Here is a 13,126-nt window from a genome sequence, read left to right as displayed (position 1 = left end):
CCGCACCCCCGCTGGTGGGACCCCTACGGTGCCGCGGGCCGGGCGACCGAGCAGGACACGACGTCCACCCCGCTCGCGGGGGAGACCGTCGGGACCACGACGCGCGCGGTGCGCGTCCGGCTGCCCGCCGGCAGGACGACCCGCAGCCGGCCCACCGTGCCGCCGCTGCCGTCGGTCGCGCGGACGGCGCAGGCGAGCGCCTCCCCGGCGGGACCGGTGGCGGTCAGGTCGGCGGACAGGCTGGTCGGACCGAGGCGCATGAAGCGGGCGACGCTGCCGGTCGGTCCGGAGCCCGTGCCCCGCAGCGCGACCCAGGCGAGGAACGCCACGAGCAGGGCGGCGACGGCGGCACCGCCCACGACCAGCGCCCGGCGCGCACCGGGTCGCGGGTCGCCGTAGCGCTCGGCCGGGCGCGCCCGCGCTGGTGCAGGTGCGGCCGGGCCGCCCGCCGCGCTCCCGCTCACCGCTCGCCCCCTGCTGCTCGCCCCCGCTGCGGACCGCCGCGCCCACGCCGGGGGCAGCCGCGCCGCCGGTGGGGGAAGATGGCCTGCGACCCATCCTGCCACCAGCCCGAGGGAGTGCGCGTTGCCCGACCGCCTGCGCCTGCTCGCGGTGCACGCCCACCCCGACGACGAGTCGAGCAAGGGTGCCGCCGCCATGGCCCGCTACGTCGCCGAGGGCGCGGACGTCCTCGTCGCCACCTGCACCGGCGGTGAGCGCGGCTCCGTGCTGAACCCGCGCCTCGCCGAGGACCCCGCGGTGCTCGCCGACCTGCCGGCGATCCGCGCCCGCGAGATGGACGCCGCCCGCGAGATCCTCGGCGTCCGCCAGGTCTGGCTCGGCTACGTCGACTCGGGGCTCCCGGAGGGCGACCCGCTCCCCGCGCTGCCCGGGGGGTGCTTCGGCCTGCAGGACCCCGCCGTCGCGGCGGAGGCGCTCGTGCGGGTCATCCGCGAGTTCCGCCCGCAGGTCGTCACGACCTACGACGAGAACGGCGGCTACCCCCACCCCGACCACATCATGTGCCACCGCATCACGAGCATCGCCTTCGACGCGGCCGGCGACCCCGCGGCGTACCCGGAGGCCGGGGAGCCCTGGGCGCCCTCGAAGCTCTACTACAACCAGGGCTTCACCCGCGCCCGCACGCTCGCCCTGCACTCGGCGATGGTCGAGGCGGGCCTCGAGTCGCCGTACGCCGAGTGGCTCGAGCGCTGGGCGGAGCGCCCCGAGCGTCCGATCACGACCCGCGTGCCCTGCGCCGAGTGGTTCGAGGTGCGCGACCGGGCCCTGCTGGCGCACGCGACGCAGATCGACCCCGACGGGCCGTTCTTCGCCTGCCCGATCGAGCTGCAGCAGAAGGTCTGGCCCACCGACGACTACGAGCTCGCCCGCTCGACCGTCGGCGTACGGTTGCCGGAGGACGACCTGTTCGCGGGCGTCCGCGACCTTGAGGAGACGGCATGAGCGCGTACGCCGCGGCGCACACCGCGCAGGCCGGGGCGCGCGTGCTCGCCGCGCTCGACGAGAGCAAGGTCACCCCTGGTGTGACCGGCTTCCTCGTCGTGGCCCTCCTCGGCATCGCCCTGTGGTTCCTCCTGCGCTCGTTCGTCCGCCACCTCGGCCGGGTGCGCTTCGACGAGGACGCCGTCGAGCAGCGCGAGGTGGGCCGCGCGGGTGCCGCCTCCGCGGACGGGCGTCGGGCCCGGGAAGGCCGCCGGACCCAGGACGGACGTCACCCCTAAGGACGGATCAGGGCGCGGGGCGCCCGGCCGATGACACCAGTGGAGGCCGACAGCGGAGCCTCCCCGGATCATCGGAGAACCCCCCGTGCTCACACCTGCCGGAACCCTCGGCACCCGGCTGCGGCTGCTGGCCCTCAGCGCGGCTGCCGTCGCCCTCGTCCTGCCGGCGACCCCGGCCGGCGCCACTGACCTCGCGACGACCGCGTCGTGCGCGGTCAAGCCGACCACCGTCACGAAGCCGACGGTCAAGAAGCCCGCGGCGAAGAAGCCGACGGTCAAGAAGCCCGCGGCGAAGAAGCCGACGGCCAAGAAGCCCGCGGCCAAGAAGCCGACGGCCAAGAAGCCCGCGACGAAGAAGCCGGCGGCCACCAAGCCGTCGGTCGTCAAGCGGTCTGTCGTCGCCCACGTCGCGAAGGCGCCCGTCGCCACGAAGGCGGTGACGAAGAAGCCCCTTCCGAAGCCGCTCGCGAAGAAGCCCCTCGTCAAGAAGCCGCTGGTCAAGAAGCCGCTGGTCAAGAAGCCGCTGGTCAAGAAGCCGGTCACGAAGGCCCCGGTGGCACCGCGGACCTCCGCCTGCCCCCTGCCGGTGATCCCGGTCGTCGCCGGCGCCCTCGCCGCGCAGCCGGGTCCCGTGAGCGCGCCCGTCGACCGTCCGCTGGTCCCGTCGGTGCAGCCGCTGGGCCGCACGCTGGCGTCGTACTTCGGCATCCACGGCGCCCCCGACGGCTCGGCGCAGCGCGGCTTCGGCAGCGTCCGCCTCTGGGACACCGGCACGACCTGGAACGACCTCGAGCCGGCGCAGGGGGTCTGGAACTGGGCGCCGCTCGACGCCGCCGTCGCCGACGCCCAGGCCCGCGGCTACTCGCCGATGCTCGTGCTCGGGCAGACGCCCACCTGGGCCTCGTCCAACCCCTCGGCGCCCGGGTACGGCGACGTCGCCGGGGCGAGCGTGCCGCCGGCCGACCTCGGCCAGTGGACGGCGTACGTGTCGGCGGTCGCGAGCCGCTACAAGGGCCGCATCGCGGGCTACGAGATGTGGAACGAGCCGAACTTCGTCGGTGACTACTGGCACGGGACCGAGCAGCAGCTCGCGACGCTGACGAGCCTGGCCCACGACGCGGTCAAGGCCGCTGACCCCAAGGCGCTCGTCATCTCGCCCGGGTTCGCGACCCGGACCCGCGGCCAGCAGGGGTGGCTCTTCCGCTACCTCGACGCGGTGGACGCGAGCGACCTCGACGTCGTGTCGCTGCACCTCTACCCGATGCCGCAGCAGACCCCCGAGGTCGCCGCTGCGCAGCTGCAGAGCGTCGTCGACGCCCTGCGCAGCCGGGGCATCTCGAAGCCGGTCTGGAACACCGAGGTCAACTACGGCGTCACCGGCGGGACCGCGGACGCGGTGCCCGTGCCGGACCCGATGGGCGGCGCGTACATCGTGCGGACGCTGCTCGCGGACCGCGCGGCCGGCATCGACCGCGTGTTCTGGTACCGCTGGGGGGTCTCGCGCATCCTCGGCATCGGCGTGTACGGCGACGCCAGTGGTCTCACCCCGGCCGCGCAGGCGTGGTTCCACGTCGCCGGATGGCTGACCCACTCGGTCCTCGTCGGCTGCACGACGCAGGGCGAGGTCAAGGCCTGCACCCTGCGTCCGGACGGCGGCGGCTGGGCGCAGGTGCTGTGGTCCACCGGCGGTGACCACACGCTGAGGGCCCCGGCGGCGACGACGGGCACGGTCGGGATCGACGGCAGCACGGCCAGCGTCGCGCCCGGCGCGCCCGTCACGGTCACGGGTGTCCCGGTGCTCGTCGCGGGTGGGGGTGCCCACCTCGGCACCCTCGCCACCGAGCTGCCGAACTAGCGCTCCGCCCCCCTCGGCCCGGCCCGCTGCTCGCGGGCCGGGCCGACGTGCGCTGATCTGTGCATGAGGCCAAGCATCTCCGTTTCTGCTGCTACTCGGCGGGAACCACGACTCCATGGCTGCATCCGAGGTGCCTCCGGGCCAGCGGCACGACCCCTCGAGCTGGTCGGCTCGCCTGCCCCTGGTCGCGCTGGCCGCGGTCGGGCTCGTCGTGGCGACGTACCTCACCGTCGCGCAGCTGGGTGGCATCGCCTCGGCGTGGGACCCGGTGTTCGGGGACGGGTCGGACCGGGTGCTGCACAGTGCGTTCTCGGAGTCGCTGCCGGTGTCCGACGCCGGGCTCGGCGCCGCGGCGTACGCCGTGGAGGTGGTGCTCGGGCTCCTCGGCGCTCCGGGCCGTTGGCGGCGCTCGCCCTGGCTCGCGCTCGCGTTCGAGGCCGTCGTCGCGGGTGCTGCGGGTGGCGGCCTCGCCCTCGTGGTCGTGCAGGCAGCCGTGGTGCACCACTACTGCTCGCTGTGCCTGCTCTCGACCGCCGTGTCGGTCGCCATCCTGGGCCTCAGCCGGCTGCGCGAGGCGCGAGCGGCCACGGGGGAGGTGCTGCGGCGGCGGGCGACCGGCGTCGGGTGGCGCGACGCCGTGCTCGGCGAGGCCGCGGGCCGCCCGGTCGACCTGGTGCGGGGCGCCCGGCTCCAGGAGGCCCGCGCGACCGTCGCCGCTCTCACGCATCTCGCGGCCGGGCTGGTGCTCGTCGTCGTCGCCACCGGTGCGTACGAGCAGCACGGGGGGACCGGGACCCAGCTGTGGCGCGACGTCGTCGTCGGTGCGGTGCTCCTCGTCCTGGGCGCGGCCGGGAGCCGGGCGCCGCTGGCGGTACGGCGCTCGCCGACCGTGGCCCTGCTGCTCGGGCTGCTCCTCATCGGCTGCGCGGCCGCTGCGGACGGCACGCCCGACGGCCGGTACGCGGTGGCGCTGTGGACGGAGCTCGCCTGCGGCCTCGCGGTCCTCCTCGCGGCGGCGGTCCAGCTCGCGAGCGGGTTGCGTGGTCGGCACCTGCTGGCGGAGTCGCACCCGCAGCACTGAGCCGCTCTGACCGGGCGCTGAGCCCTCCTCAGCTGTCCCAGCTGACCGGCGGCTCCTCCTCCGGTGCCTCCCCGGTCACGCGTGACAGGGCCTGCATCCCGGCCCGCAGGTCGACCAGCTCCTCGTCGCTCAGCTGGGCGAGGATCTTGCGCAGCTCGCGCTTGCGGTACTCCGTCATCCGCCGCAGCAGGCCACGCCCCGCGGGCGTGAGGGTGAGTCGCAGGGCGCGCCGGTCCGCCGCCTCCACCGAGCGGTTGAGCAAGCCCTTGCGCACCAGGCGGTCCACCAGCCGCGTCGCCGTCGACGTGTCGATCTCCAGCTCCGCCGCGAGGTCGGAGAGCCGCAGAGGACCCTTGCCGCGGACGAGGGTCAGCGCGCGCAGCTGCGGCAGGGTGACGTCGTCGGCGTGCGCGACGAGCGAGCGGGCCGCGATGCCGACGAGCACGCGCCCGCCGTTGATGACGGCGTCGAGGTCATCGTCCTCCATGGCGCCAGCCTGTCAGACGGGACCGCTCTGCGGCAGGCGGACGCAGGACCAGCGGTCTGCGATGCGCCAGATGGTGGCCGACGGCACCCACCCGTGCCCAGTCAGTTGCACTGCTGCACATGATCTGCGCTCCGTCCGGGAAGGACGAGGGAGAACAGCCCGCCCTCGCCCGTGGAGTCCCGCGTGTCCTCGCTGCCGTCCCTCGTGCTGCTCGTCATCTTCCTTGCCTGCGCGGCCGCGATCTGGGGCGCCGGCATCAAGCTCTCCGACACCACGGACGTGCTCTCGGAGCGGCTCCACCTGGGCTCGGCCCTCGGCGGCGTGGTCCTGCTGGCGATCGCGACGAACCTCCCGGAGCTCGCGATCACGGCGAGCGCCGCCCTCGCCCACCAGCTCGACGTCGCCGTGGGCAACATCCTCGGCGGGATCGCGGCGCAGACCGTGGTCCTCGTCATCCTCGACGCCGCAGGGGTCCGGCCGCGCAAGCCGCTGACCTACCTCGCCGCCTCGCTGACCCTGCTGCTCGAGGGTGCCCTCGTCGTGGCCCTGCTGCTCGTCGTCGTCGCCTCGACCCAGCTGCCGAAGGACCTCATCGCGGCGCGGCTCACGCCCGGTGCCGTGCTGATCGCCGTGCTCTGGGGCGTCGGGCTCTTCCTCGTGCGCAAGGCCGGGCAGGGACTGCCCTGGCACGAGGGGGGTGCCGCGCCGGACAGCCAGCAGCAGCCGCAGGGGCACTCGCAGACGACGAAGGAGGGGACTGCCACCAAGCAGGGGCAGCGGACGGGCACGGTCGCGACCGTCTTCGTCGTCGCCGCCGTCGTGACCCTCGTCGCCGGCGTCCTCATCGAGCGCAGCGGCGAGGAGCTCTTCGGCCGCTGGGGGATGTCGGGCGTCCTGTTCGGCGCGACCGTGCTCGCCGCCGCGACATCGCTGCCCGAGATCTCCACCGGCCTGACCTCGACGCGGATGGGCGACTACAAGCTGGCGGTCAGCGACATCTTCGGCGGCAACGCCTTCCTGCCCGTGCTCTTCCTGGTGGCGACCGTGCTGTCCGGGTCGTCGGTGCTCCCCGACGCCCACCGCTCTGACATCTACCTGACGGCTCTCGGTGGGCTGCTCACCGTCGCGTACATGACGGGGCTGGTCTTCCGCCCCCGCAAGCAGTACGCGCGGATGGGCCCCGACTCGATCGCCGTGCTCGTGCTCTACGTCCTCGGCATCGTCGGGCTCGCCCTGGTCTCCGACTGACGCGGACGGGCTCGCGCGGCGGGCCTAGGAACTCAAGCGGAGTGCGGTGTTCACCAGTCCGACGTGGCTGAAGGCCTGGGGCACGTTGCCGAGCTGACGCCCGCTCGTCGGGTCGTACTCCTCGCTGAGGATCCCGAGGTCGTTCCGCAGCGCCAGCAGCCGCTCGAAGACCTGCCGGGCCTCGTCCGTGCGGCCGGTGCCGTGAAGGGCGTCGGCGTACCAGAAGGTGCAGGCGAGGAAGGCGCCCTCGGTGCCGGGGAGGCCGTCGACGCCGCCGTCCGCGCTCGGGTCGTAGCGCTGCAGGAACCCCTCGTGCATCAGCTCGCGCCCGACCGCCTCGACGGTGCCGACCACGCGCTCGTCGTCCCAGCCGAGGAAGCCGACGCGGGGGATGAGCAGCAGGGACGCATCGAGCCCCTGCGAGCCGTAGGACTGGGTGAAGGTGCGCCGGTCCGCGTCGTACCCGCGCGTGCAGACCTCGTCGTGGATCTGCTGGCGCAGGGCCCTCCAGCGCTCGAGCGGGCCGTCGAGACCGTCCTGCTCGACCGACCGCACCGCCCTGTCGACGCCGGCCCAGGCCATGACCTTGGAGTGCACGAAGGGGCGCCGCGGGCCGCGCACCTCCCACAGGCTGCTGTCGTCGTCCTGCCAGTGGCCCTCGAGGAAGTCCAGCAGCACGCGCTGGACCGCCCACGCGTCCTCGTCGGAGTCGAGCCCCGCCTGGCGCGCCTGGTAGAGCCCGTCGATGGTCTCGCCCCACACGTCGAGCTGGAACTGGCCCGCGGCCGCGTTCCCGACGCGCACGGGGGAGGAGCCGGCGTAGCCCGGCAGCCAGTCGACGGTGTACTCCGTCAGCCGCCGGGTGCCGTCCACCGCGTACATGATCTGCAGGTCGGCCGGGTCGCCGGCGACGGCGCGGAGCAGCCAGTCCCGCCAGGCCTTCGCCTCCTTCGTGTAGCCGCCGCCCAGGAGCGCCTGCAGCGTGAACGTCGCGTCGCGCAGCCAGGAGAAGCGGTAGTCCCAGTTGCGCGGGCCGCCGAGCTGCTCGGGCAGCGAGGTCGTGGCCGCCGCGACGATCCCGCCGGTGGGGGCGTAGGTGAGGGCCTTCAGCAGCACCAGGGAGGAGCGCACCTCGGACTGCCACTCCCCGCGGTAGGAGCAGTGCGCGAGCCAGCCGCGCCAGAAAGCCTCCGTCTCCGCGAGGGCCCGCTCGGCCTCAGCCTGCCGCGGGCGCGGCTGGTGCGAGGGGGCGTAGGTCAGCACGAAGGGCACCCGCTCACCCGCAGCCACCTCGAACTCCGCCTGGTGCTGCTGGCCTTGCGGCTCCAGGACGACAGGAGTGCGCAGCCAGACGGCGTCGGGGCCCGCGACCGCGCGCAGGTCCCCGTCGTCGTGGCGGACCCACGGCAGGATGTGGCCGTAGTCGAAGCGCAGGCGCAGCTCGGTGCGCATCCGCACGCGGCCGGAGACCCCCTCGACGATCCGCACCACGTCCGCCGCTTCCCCGCGCGGGGGCATGAAGTCCAGCACGCGTACGGTCCCTGCGTCGGTGCGCCACTCGCTCTCGAGCACGAGGGAGTCCTCGCGGTAGCGCCACGAGGTGCACGTGCCGCCCGCCGCGGGTGCGAGGAGCCACCGTCCGTGGCCCTCGTCGCCGAGCAGGGCGGCGAAGCACGCGGGGGAGTCGAAGCGCGGCAGGCACAGCCAGTCCACGGAGCCGTCGCGCCCCACGAGTGCAGCGGTGTGCAGGTCGCCGAGCAGCGCGTAGTCCTCGATCCGCTTGCTCACGCCTGCTCTCCGAGCGTCAGCACGACCTTCACGTCCTCCTCCTGCGCGGTGAAGCCCTCGGCGAACTGCTGGAGCGGCACCCGCCGGGACACCAGCCGCTCCAGCCAGGGCACGTCCGCCTTCGCCAGCGCTTCCGCGGCCAGCTCGTAGTGGTGGAGGTTGGCGTTGACCGAGCCGAAGACCACGTCGTTCTCCAGCACGATGTCGCGGTTGAGCCCACCGATGTCGAGCGACAGCGGCCGCCCGACGGAGGAGACGCCGGTGAGGCAGACGATGCCGTACGCCGCGGTGTGCGCCATCGCCCCGGCGACGAGGGTGGGGACCCCCGTCGCCTCGATGACGACGTCGGGGGCACCGCCCGCGACCGCGTCCTCCAACGAGCCGGAGTGGTACGTCGCCCCCAGGTCCCGCACGAGCCCCGGCTTCGGCCCGTCGGTCACGCGGTCGAGCACGTGCACGTCCAGCCCGCGCTGCACGCCGAGCAGCGCGGCGAGCAGGCCGATCGGGCCGGCACCGGTGACGAGGACGCGCCGCGGCTCGAACCACGCGCGCCGCCCGATGAGCTCGACCTCGTCCCAGGCCTTCGCGACGACGGTCGTGGGCTCCATGAGCATGCCGACGTCGGCGAGCAGCGGGTCGAGCTTCACCGCGTAGTCCTCCTCGACGACCCACTGCTCGCTGGCGTAGCCGTCGATCTCCTTGATGCCGCGCTCGGTGTACTCGCCGTTGCGGCACATGTCGAACTGCCCGTGAGCGCACGCACCGCAGGGCTCGGGGTCGGGCCGGCGGACGACGCCGACGACCAGGTCGCCCGCGCTGAACGACGAGCCCTCCGGCGCCTGCCGCACGCGGCCGAGCGACTCGTGGCCGAGGACGAGGCGGTCGCGACCGGGAGGCGCCCAGCCGTACTCGCCGGAGGCGATCTCCTTGTCCGTGCCGCAGATCCCCACCGCGAGCCCGTCGACGAGCAGCTCTCCCTCGCCCGGCTGCGGGTCGGGCACCTCGGTGACCCCGACGGATCCTGCGGTGCCGGGCACGACGGTCAGGGCGCGCATCGGTCGTCTCCTCCTGCTGGACGGCGTCGCGCGGCTCCTTCCCCGTCCCGGGCCGGTCCACGCCGGGAATGGTTGCCGTGGTGCACACGACTGAGGGCAATCGGAGCAGTACCTATCGGTCGATAGTCATCAAGACAGGCGAGCAGCGGCCGACAAGGTGACGGAGGGACGGCCCCTCGCGCTCGTCGTCAAGGAGTGTCCCGATGCCTGGTGCCCGTACGCCCCTGCAGCGCGTCCTGGACCTCCCGGTCCTCGTCAAGATCCTCGCCGCGGTGTCCGTCGCCGTCCTCGTCTCCGTGGTCGTGGGCACGGTGGGCCTGGTCAAGCTGTCCGCCACCGCAGGGCAGGTGCAGGCGATGTACGAGGTGCAGGTGAAGCCGCTCGGCGTGCTCGCCCAGGCCGAGCGCGAGGCGATGCAGGTCCGCCTCGACCTCTACAAGCACGCGACGACCTCCGACCCCGCGGGCAAGGCGGCCTTCGAGGCCGCGATCGGCCAGGACGAGACCACGCTGGCCGCGCTCGCCGCGCGGTACCGCCCCACCGCGGCGGACCCGACCAAGGTGGACGCCTTCACCGCGGACTGGCGCACGGTGCACCAGCTGATGACGAGCACGATGCTGCCGCTGAGCCGGGCGAACGACCTCGCCGGCTTCCAGCAGGCGCGCGACAAGGAGTTCTCGCCCGCGGCGCAGAAGGCGCTCGGGGACCTGGATGCGGCGTTCGCCGCCGAGAGCGCGCAGTCCGCAGGACGCGCGACCAGCGCGCAGCGGGACTTCAGCAGTGCGCGCACGCTCATGGTCGCCCTGCTCGTCCTCGGCGCGGCGCTGGCCCTCGGGCTCGGCGTCCTCGTGGCCCGACGGATCGTGTCCACGCTGGGCGCCGTCGCGGGCATGACCGCCGCGCTCGCCCGCGGCGACCTGACGGCACGGGTGGAGGTCGACTCGCGCGACGAGGTGGGGACGATGGCGAGCGACCTCGGCGGGGCCGTCGAGTCGCTCCGCACGACGGTGCGCGCCCTCGAGGAGAACGCCGTGGTGCTGGCCGGATCCAGCCAGGAGCTCTCCGCCACGAGCACGCAGATCGCCGCAGCCGCCGAGGAGGCCAGCGCGCAGGCCGGCGCCGTGTCCGCGACCGCGCAGCAGGTCGGCGCCAACATCGCCACCGTCGCCGCCAGCTCGGAGGAGATGGGCGCCTCGATCCGGGAGATCTCCGGCAACTCGACCGAGGCCGCCCGCGTCGCCGCCGAGGCCGTCGCCCTCGCCAGCAGCACCGGTGTGACGATGGCCCGCCTCGGCGAGTCCTCGGCCGAGATCGGCAGCGTCGTGAAGGTCATCAACACCATCGCCGAGCAGACCAACCTGCTCGCGCTCAACGCGACCATCGAGGCGGCGCGCGCCGGCGCGGCCGGCAAGGGCTTCGCGGTCGTCGCCGGTGAGGTGAAGGACCTGGCGCAGGAGACCGCTCGCGCCACCGACGACATCGCGCGACGGGTCGAGGCGATCCAGCTGGACACGGTCGGCGCGCAGCGCGCGATCGAGCAGATCGCTGAGGTCATCGGGCGGATCAACGACTACCAGACCACCATCGCCTCCGCCGTCGAGGAGCAGACCGCGACCACGGGCGAGGTCGTCCGCAACGTGAGCGACGCCGCGACGGGTGCCGGCCAGATCACGGACAACGTCACCGGGGTGGCCGAGGCCGCGCAGACCACGGCGGCCGCCGTGACCCAGGCGCAGGCCGCGGCGAACGACCTGGCCCGCATGAGCAGCGAGCTCCAGCAGATCGTCGGGCGGTTCACCGTCTGACGACATCGCTGGAGCCCGGGCCCCGGCCGTTCCGCGCGGCCGGGACCGGGGCAGGCTGCGTACGTGCCGAACCGCCTCGCGTCGTCCACCAGCCCGTACCTCCTGCAGCACCAGGACAATCCCGTCGACTGGTGGGAGTGGGGCGACGACCCGCTCGCCGAGGCGCAGCGGCTCGACAAGCCGCTGCTCATCTCGATCGGGTACGCCGCCTGCCACTGGTGCCACGTGATGGCCCACGAGTCGTTCGAGGACCCGCAGACCGCGCGGGAGATGAACGACGCGTTCGTCTGCGTCAAGGTCGACCGCGAGGAGCGCCCCGACGTCGACGCGGTCTACATGGAGGCCACGCAGGCGATGACCGGCGCCGGTGGCTGGCCGATGACGGTGTTCGCGACCCCGGACGGGCAGCCGTTCTTCTGCGGCACCTACTTCCCGCCGCGCCCGGCGCACCGCATGCCGTCGTTCCGCCAGGTGCTCGCGTCGGTCTCCTCGGCCTGGAGCGAGCGGCGCGAGGAGCTGCGGGCGTCGGCGGCGTCGATCCTCGCCCAGCTGCAGGAGCGGGCGCAGCTGCCGGTGGGCGAACGCCCTCCCGGCGAGGACGACCTGCGGGCAGCGGTGGCGGCGCTCGCGCGCGAGCACGACGGCGTACGCGGTGGCTTCGGCGGCGCACCCAAGTTCCCGCCGTCCACGGCCCTGGAGTTCCTGCTGCGCCACGCGGCGCGCACCGGTGACGCGACCGCGCTGGCCCTCGCCGGCCACACGCTCGAGGCGATGGCACGCGGCGGGATCTACGACCAGCTCGCGGGCGGGTTCGCGCGCTACTCCGTCGACGACTCGTGGACGGTGCCGCACTTCGAGAAGATGCTGTACGACAACGCCCTGCTGCTGCGGGTCTACCTCCACTGGTGGCGCCTCGATGGCAGCCCCCTCGGCCGCCGCGTCGCCGAGGAGACCGGGGAGTTCCTCCTCCGCGAGCTGCGCACCGCCGAGGGGGGCTTCGCCAGCTCGCTCGACGCCGACAGCGAGGGCGAGGAGGGGCGCTTCTCCGTCTGGACGCCGCAGCAGCTCGTCGACGTGCTCGGCGCGGACGACGGGGCATGGGCGGCGGAGGTCCTCGGGGTGACCGCCGCCGGCACCTTCGAGCACGGCACGAGCGTGCTGACGCTGCTGGCCGACGCCGACCCCGCACGGCTCGCCCGGGTCCGCGCCGCGCTCTCCACCGCCCGGGAGCAGCGCGTCCGGCCGGGGCGCGACGACAAGGTCGTCACCGCGTGGAACGGCCTCACGATCGCCGCGCTGGCGGAGGCGGGGGCGCTGCTCGACCGGCCCGAGTTCGTCGCCGCAGCACGCGAGGCCGCGGACCTCGTGCTCCGCCTGCACCGTCCAGGTGGCCGGCTGGTCCGGACGAGCCGGGGTGGCGTAGCGGGCACCGGCGTAGCCGTCCTCGAGGACCACGGCGACCTGGCCGAGGGGCTGCTCGCGCTCCACGCGGTGACCGGGGACGCCGCGCTGCTGCCCGTCGTCCAGGAGCTGATCGACACCGCGCTGCAGCGCTTCGCTGCCGCAGACGGCGGTCTGTACGACGCCGCCGACGACGTCGAGCTCGTGCGGCGCCCCCGCGACCCGCTCGACGGTCCGACGCCCTCGGGGGCCTTCGCGCTCGCCGGGGCGCTGCTCTCGTACGCCGCCCTCACCGGCTCCGCGGCGCACCGGGCCGCGGCCGAGCGCGCCCTCGCCCCCGCGGCGCTGGTCGCCGCGCGCTACCCCCGCGCCGGCGGCTGGGGGCTGGCGGTCGCGGAGGCGCTCGTGGCCGGCCCGCTGGAGGTCGCCGTCGTGGGGGAGGGGTCGTCGGCCCGCGAGCTGCACCGCACCGCGCTGCTCAGCCCCTCACCGGGCGCGGTCGTCGCGGTCGGCCAGCCCGGTGCAGGCGGCGCACCGCTGCTCGCCGACCGGCCGCTCGTCGGCGGTGCTGCCGCGGCGTACGTCTGCCGCGGGTTCGTCTGCGAGCGGCCGGTCACCTCGGCCGAGGAGCTCGCGCGCAGCCTCGGCGTTCGCCGGGCGTGAA

General features: G+C 74.4%; 11 protein-coding genes. 7 read left to right on the top strand and 4 right to left on the bottom strand.

Going from position 1 to position 13,126, the window contains the following annotated elements:
- Nucleotides 1-23 precede the first annotated feature (23 nt).
- Nucleotides 24-464, bottom strand: a complete 441-nt coding sequence (locus tag EV189_RS13490) for a DUF4307 domain-containing protein (RefSeq protein WP_165400292.1) — start codon at nucleotides 462-464, stop codon at nucleotides 24-26.
- 121 nt (nucleotides 465-585) lie between these two features.
- Here EV189_RS13490 and mca point away from each other — a divergent pair, with 121 nt between their 5' ends.
- From mca to EV189_RS13470, 4 genes are all read left to right on the top strand, one after another.
- Nucleotides 586-1,464 (top strand): mycothiol conjugate amidase Mca, encoded by an 879-nt coding sequence (mca, locus tag EV189_RS13485; protein WP_130493448.1) that lies wholly within the window; start codon nucleotides 586-588, stop codon nucleotides 1,462-1,464.
- Entirely contained in the window at nucleotides 1,461-1,742 is a 282-nt protein-coding gene (locus EV189_RS13480) for a hypothetical protein (protein ID WP_196788574.1), read from the top strand. Before mca ends, EV189_RS13480 begins: the two co-directional genes overlap by 4 nt.
- A gap of 85 nt (nucleotides 1,743-1,827) precedes the next feature.
- Nucleotides 1,828-3,597: a GH39 family glycosyl hydrolase gene (locus EV189_RS13475; protein WP_130493447.1), complete on the top strand. Its 1,770-nt coding sequence runs from the start codon at nucleotides 1,828-1,830 to the stop codon at nucleotides 3,595-3,597.
- Between the two features lie 115 nt (nucleotides 3,598-3,712).
- Nucleotides 3,713-4,678, top strand: a complete 966-nt coding sequence (locus EV189_RS13470) for a vitamin K epoxide reductase family protein (RefSeq protein WP_130493446.1) — start codon at nucleotides 3,713-3,715, stop codon at nucleotides 4,676-4,678.
- Nucleotides 4,679-4,706: 28 nt separating this feature from the next.
- Here EV189_RS13470 and EV189_RS13465 read toward each other — a convergent pair whose 3' ends face one another.
- Nucleotides 4,707-5,165 carry a MarR family winged helix-turn-helix transcriptional regulator gene (locus EV189_RS13465; protein ID WP_130493445.1) on the bottom strand — a complete coding sequence of 153 codons (459 nt, stop codon included), beginning with the start codon at nucleotides 5,163-5,165 and terminating at the stop codon, nucleotides 4,707-4,709.
- 183 nt (nucleotides 5,166-5,348) lie between these two features.
- Here EV189_RS13465 and EV189_RS13460 point away from each other — a divergent pair, with 183 nt between their 5' ends.
- Nucleotides 5,349-6,413: a sodium:calcium antiporter gene (locus EV189_RS13460; protein ID WP_130493444.1), complete on the top strand. Its 1,065-nt coding sequence runs from the start codon at nucleotides 5,349-5,351 to the stop codon at nucleotides 6,411-6,413.
- Nucleotides 6,414-6,437: 24 nt separating this feature from the next.
- On the opposite strand, the gene EV189_RS13455 is transcribed toward EV189_RS13460, so the two are convergent.
- The gene (locus EV189_RS13455; RefSeq protein ID WP_130493443.1) at nucleotides 6,438-8,201 is read right to left on the bottom strand and encodes a glycoside hydrolase family 15 protein; all 1,764 of its coding nucleotides are present in this window, start codon (nucleotides 8,199-8,201) and stop codon (nucleotides 6,438-6,440) included.
- Complete coding sequence (locus EV189_RS13450) at nucleotides 8,198-9,256, bottom strand: glucose 1-dehydrogenase (RefSeq protein WP_130493442.1); 1,059 nt, start codon at nucleotides 9,254-9,256, stop codon at nucleotides 8,198-8,200. Before EV189_RS13450 ends, EV189_RS13455 begins: the two co-directional genes overlap by 4 nt.
- Nucleotides 9,257-9,459: 203 nt before the next feature.
- Here EV189_RS13450 and EV189_RS13445 point away from each other — a divergent pair, with 203 nt between their 5' ends.
- The gene (locus EV189_RS13445) at nucleotides 9,460-11,061 is read left to right on the top strand and encodes a methyl-accepting chemotaxis protein (RefSeq protein ID WP_130493441.1); all 1,602 of its coding nucleotides are present in this window, start codon (nucleotides 9,460-9,462) and stop codon (nucleotides 11,059-11,061) included.
- A 63-nt stretch (nucleotides 11,062-11,124) separates the two neighbouring features.
- Nucleotides 11,125-13,125 carry a thioredoxin domain-containing protein gene (locus EV189_RS13440; RefSeq protein WP_130493440.1) on the top strand — a complete coding sequence of 667 codons (2,001 nt, stop codon included), beginning with the start codon at nucleotides 11,125-11,127 and terminating at the stop codon, nucleotides 13,123-13,125.
- Nucleotide 13,126 lies beyond the last annotated feature (1 nt).

The sequence above is a fragment of the Motilibacter rhizosphaerae genome (genome assembly GCF_004216915.1).
Classification (GTDB): Bacteria; Actinomycetota; Actinomycetes; order Motilibacterales; family Motilibacteraceae; genus Motilibacter; species Motilibacter rhizosphaerae.
The sequence above is the reverse complement of the archived record's forward strand: the minus strand, read 5'-3'. Positions and strand labels throughout refer to the sequence as shown.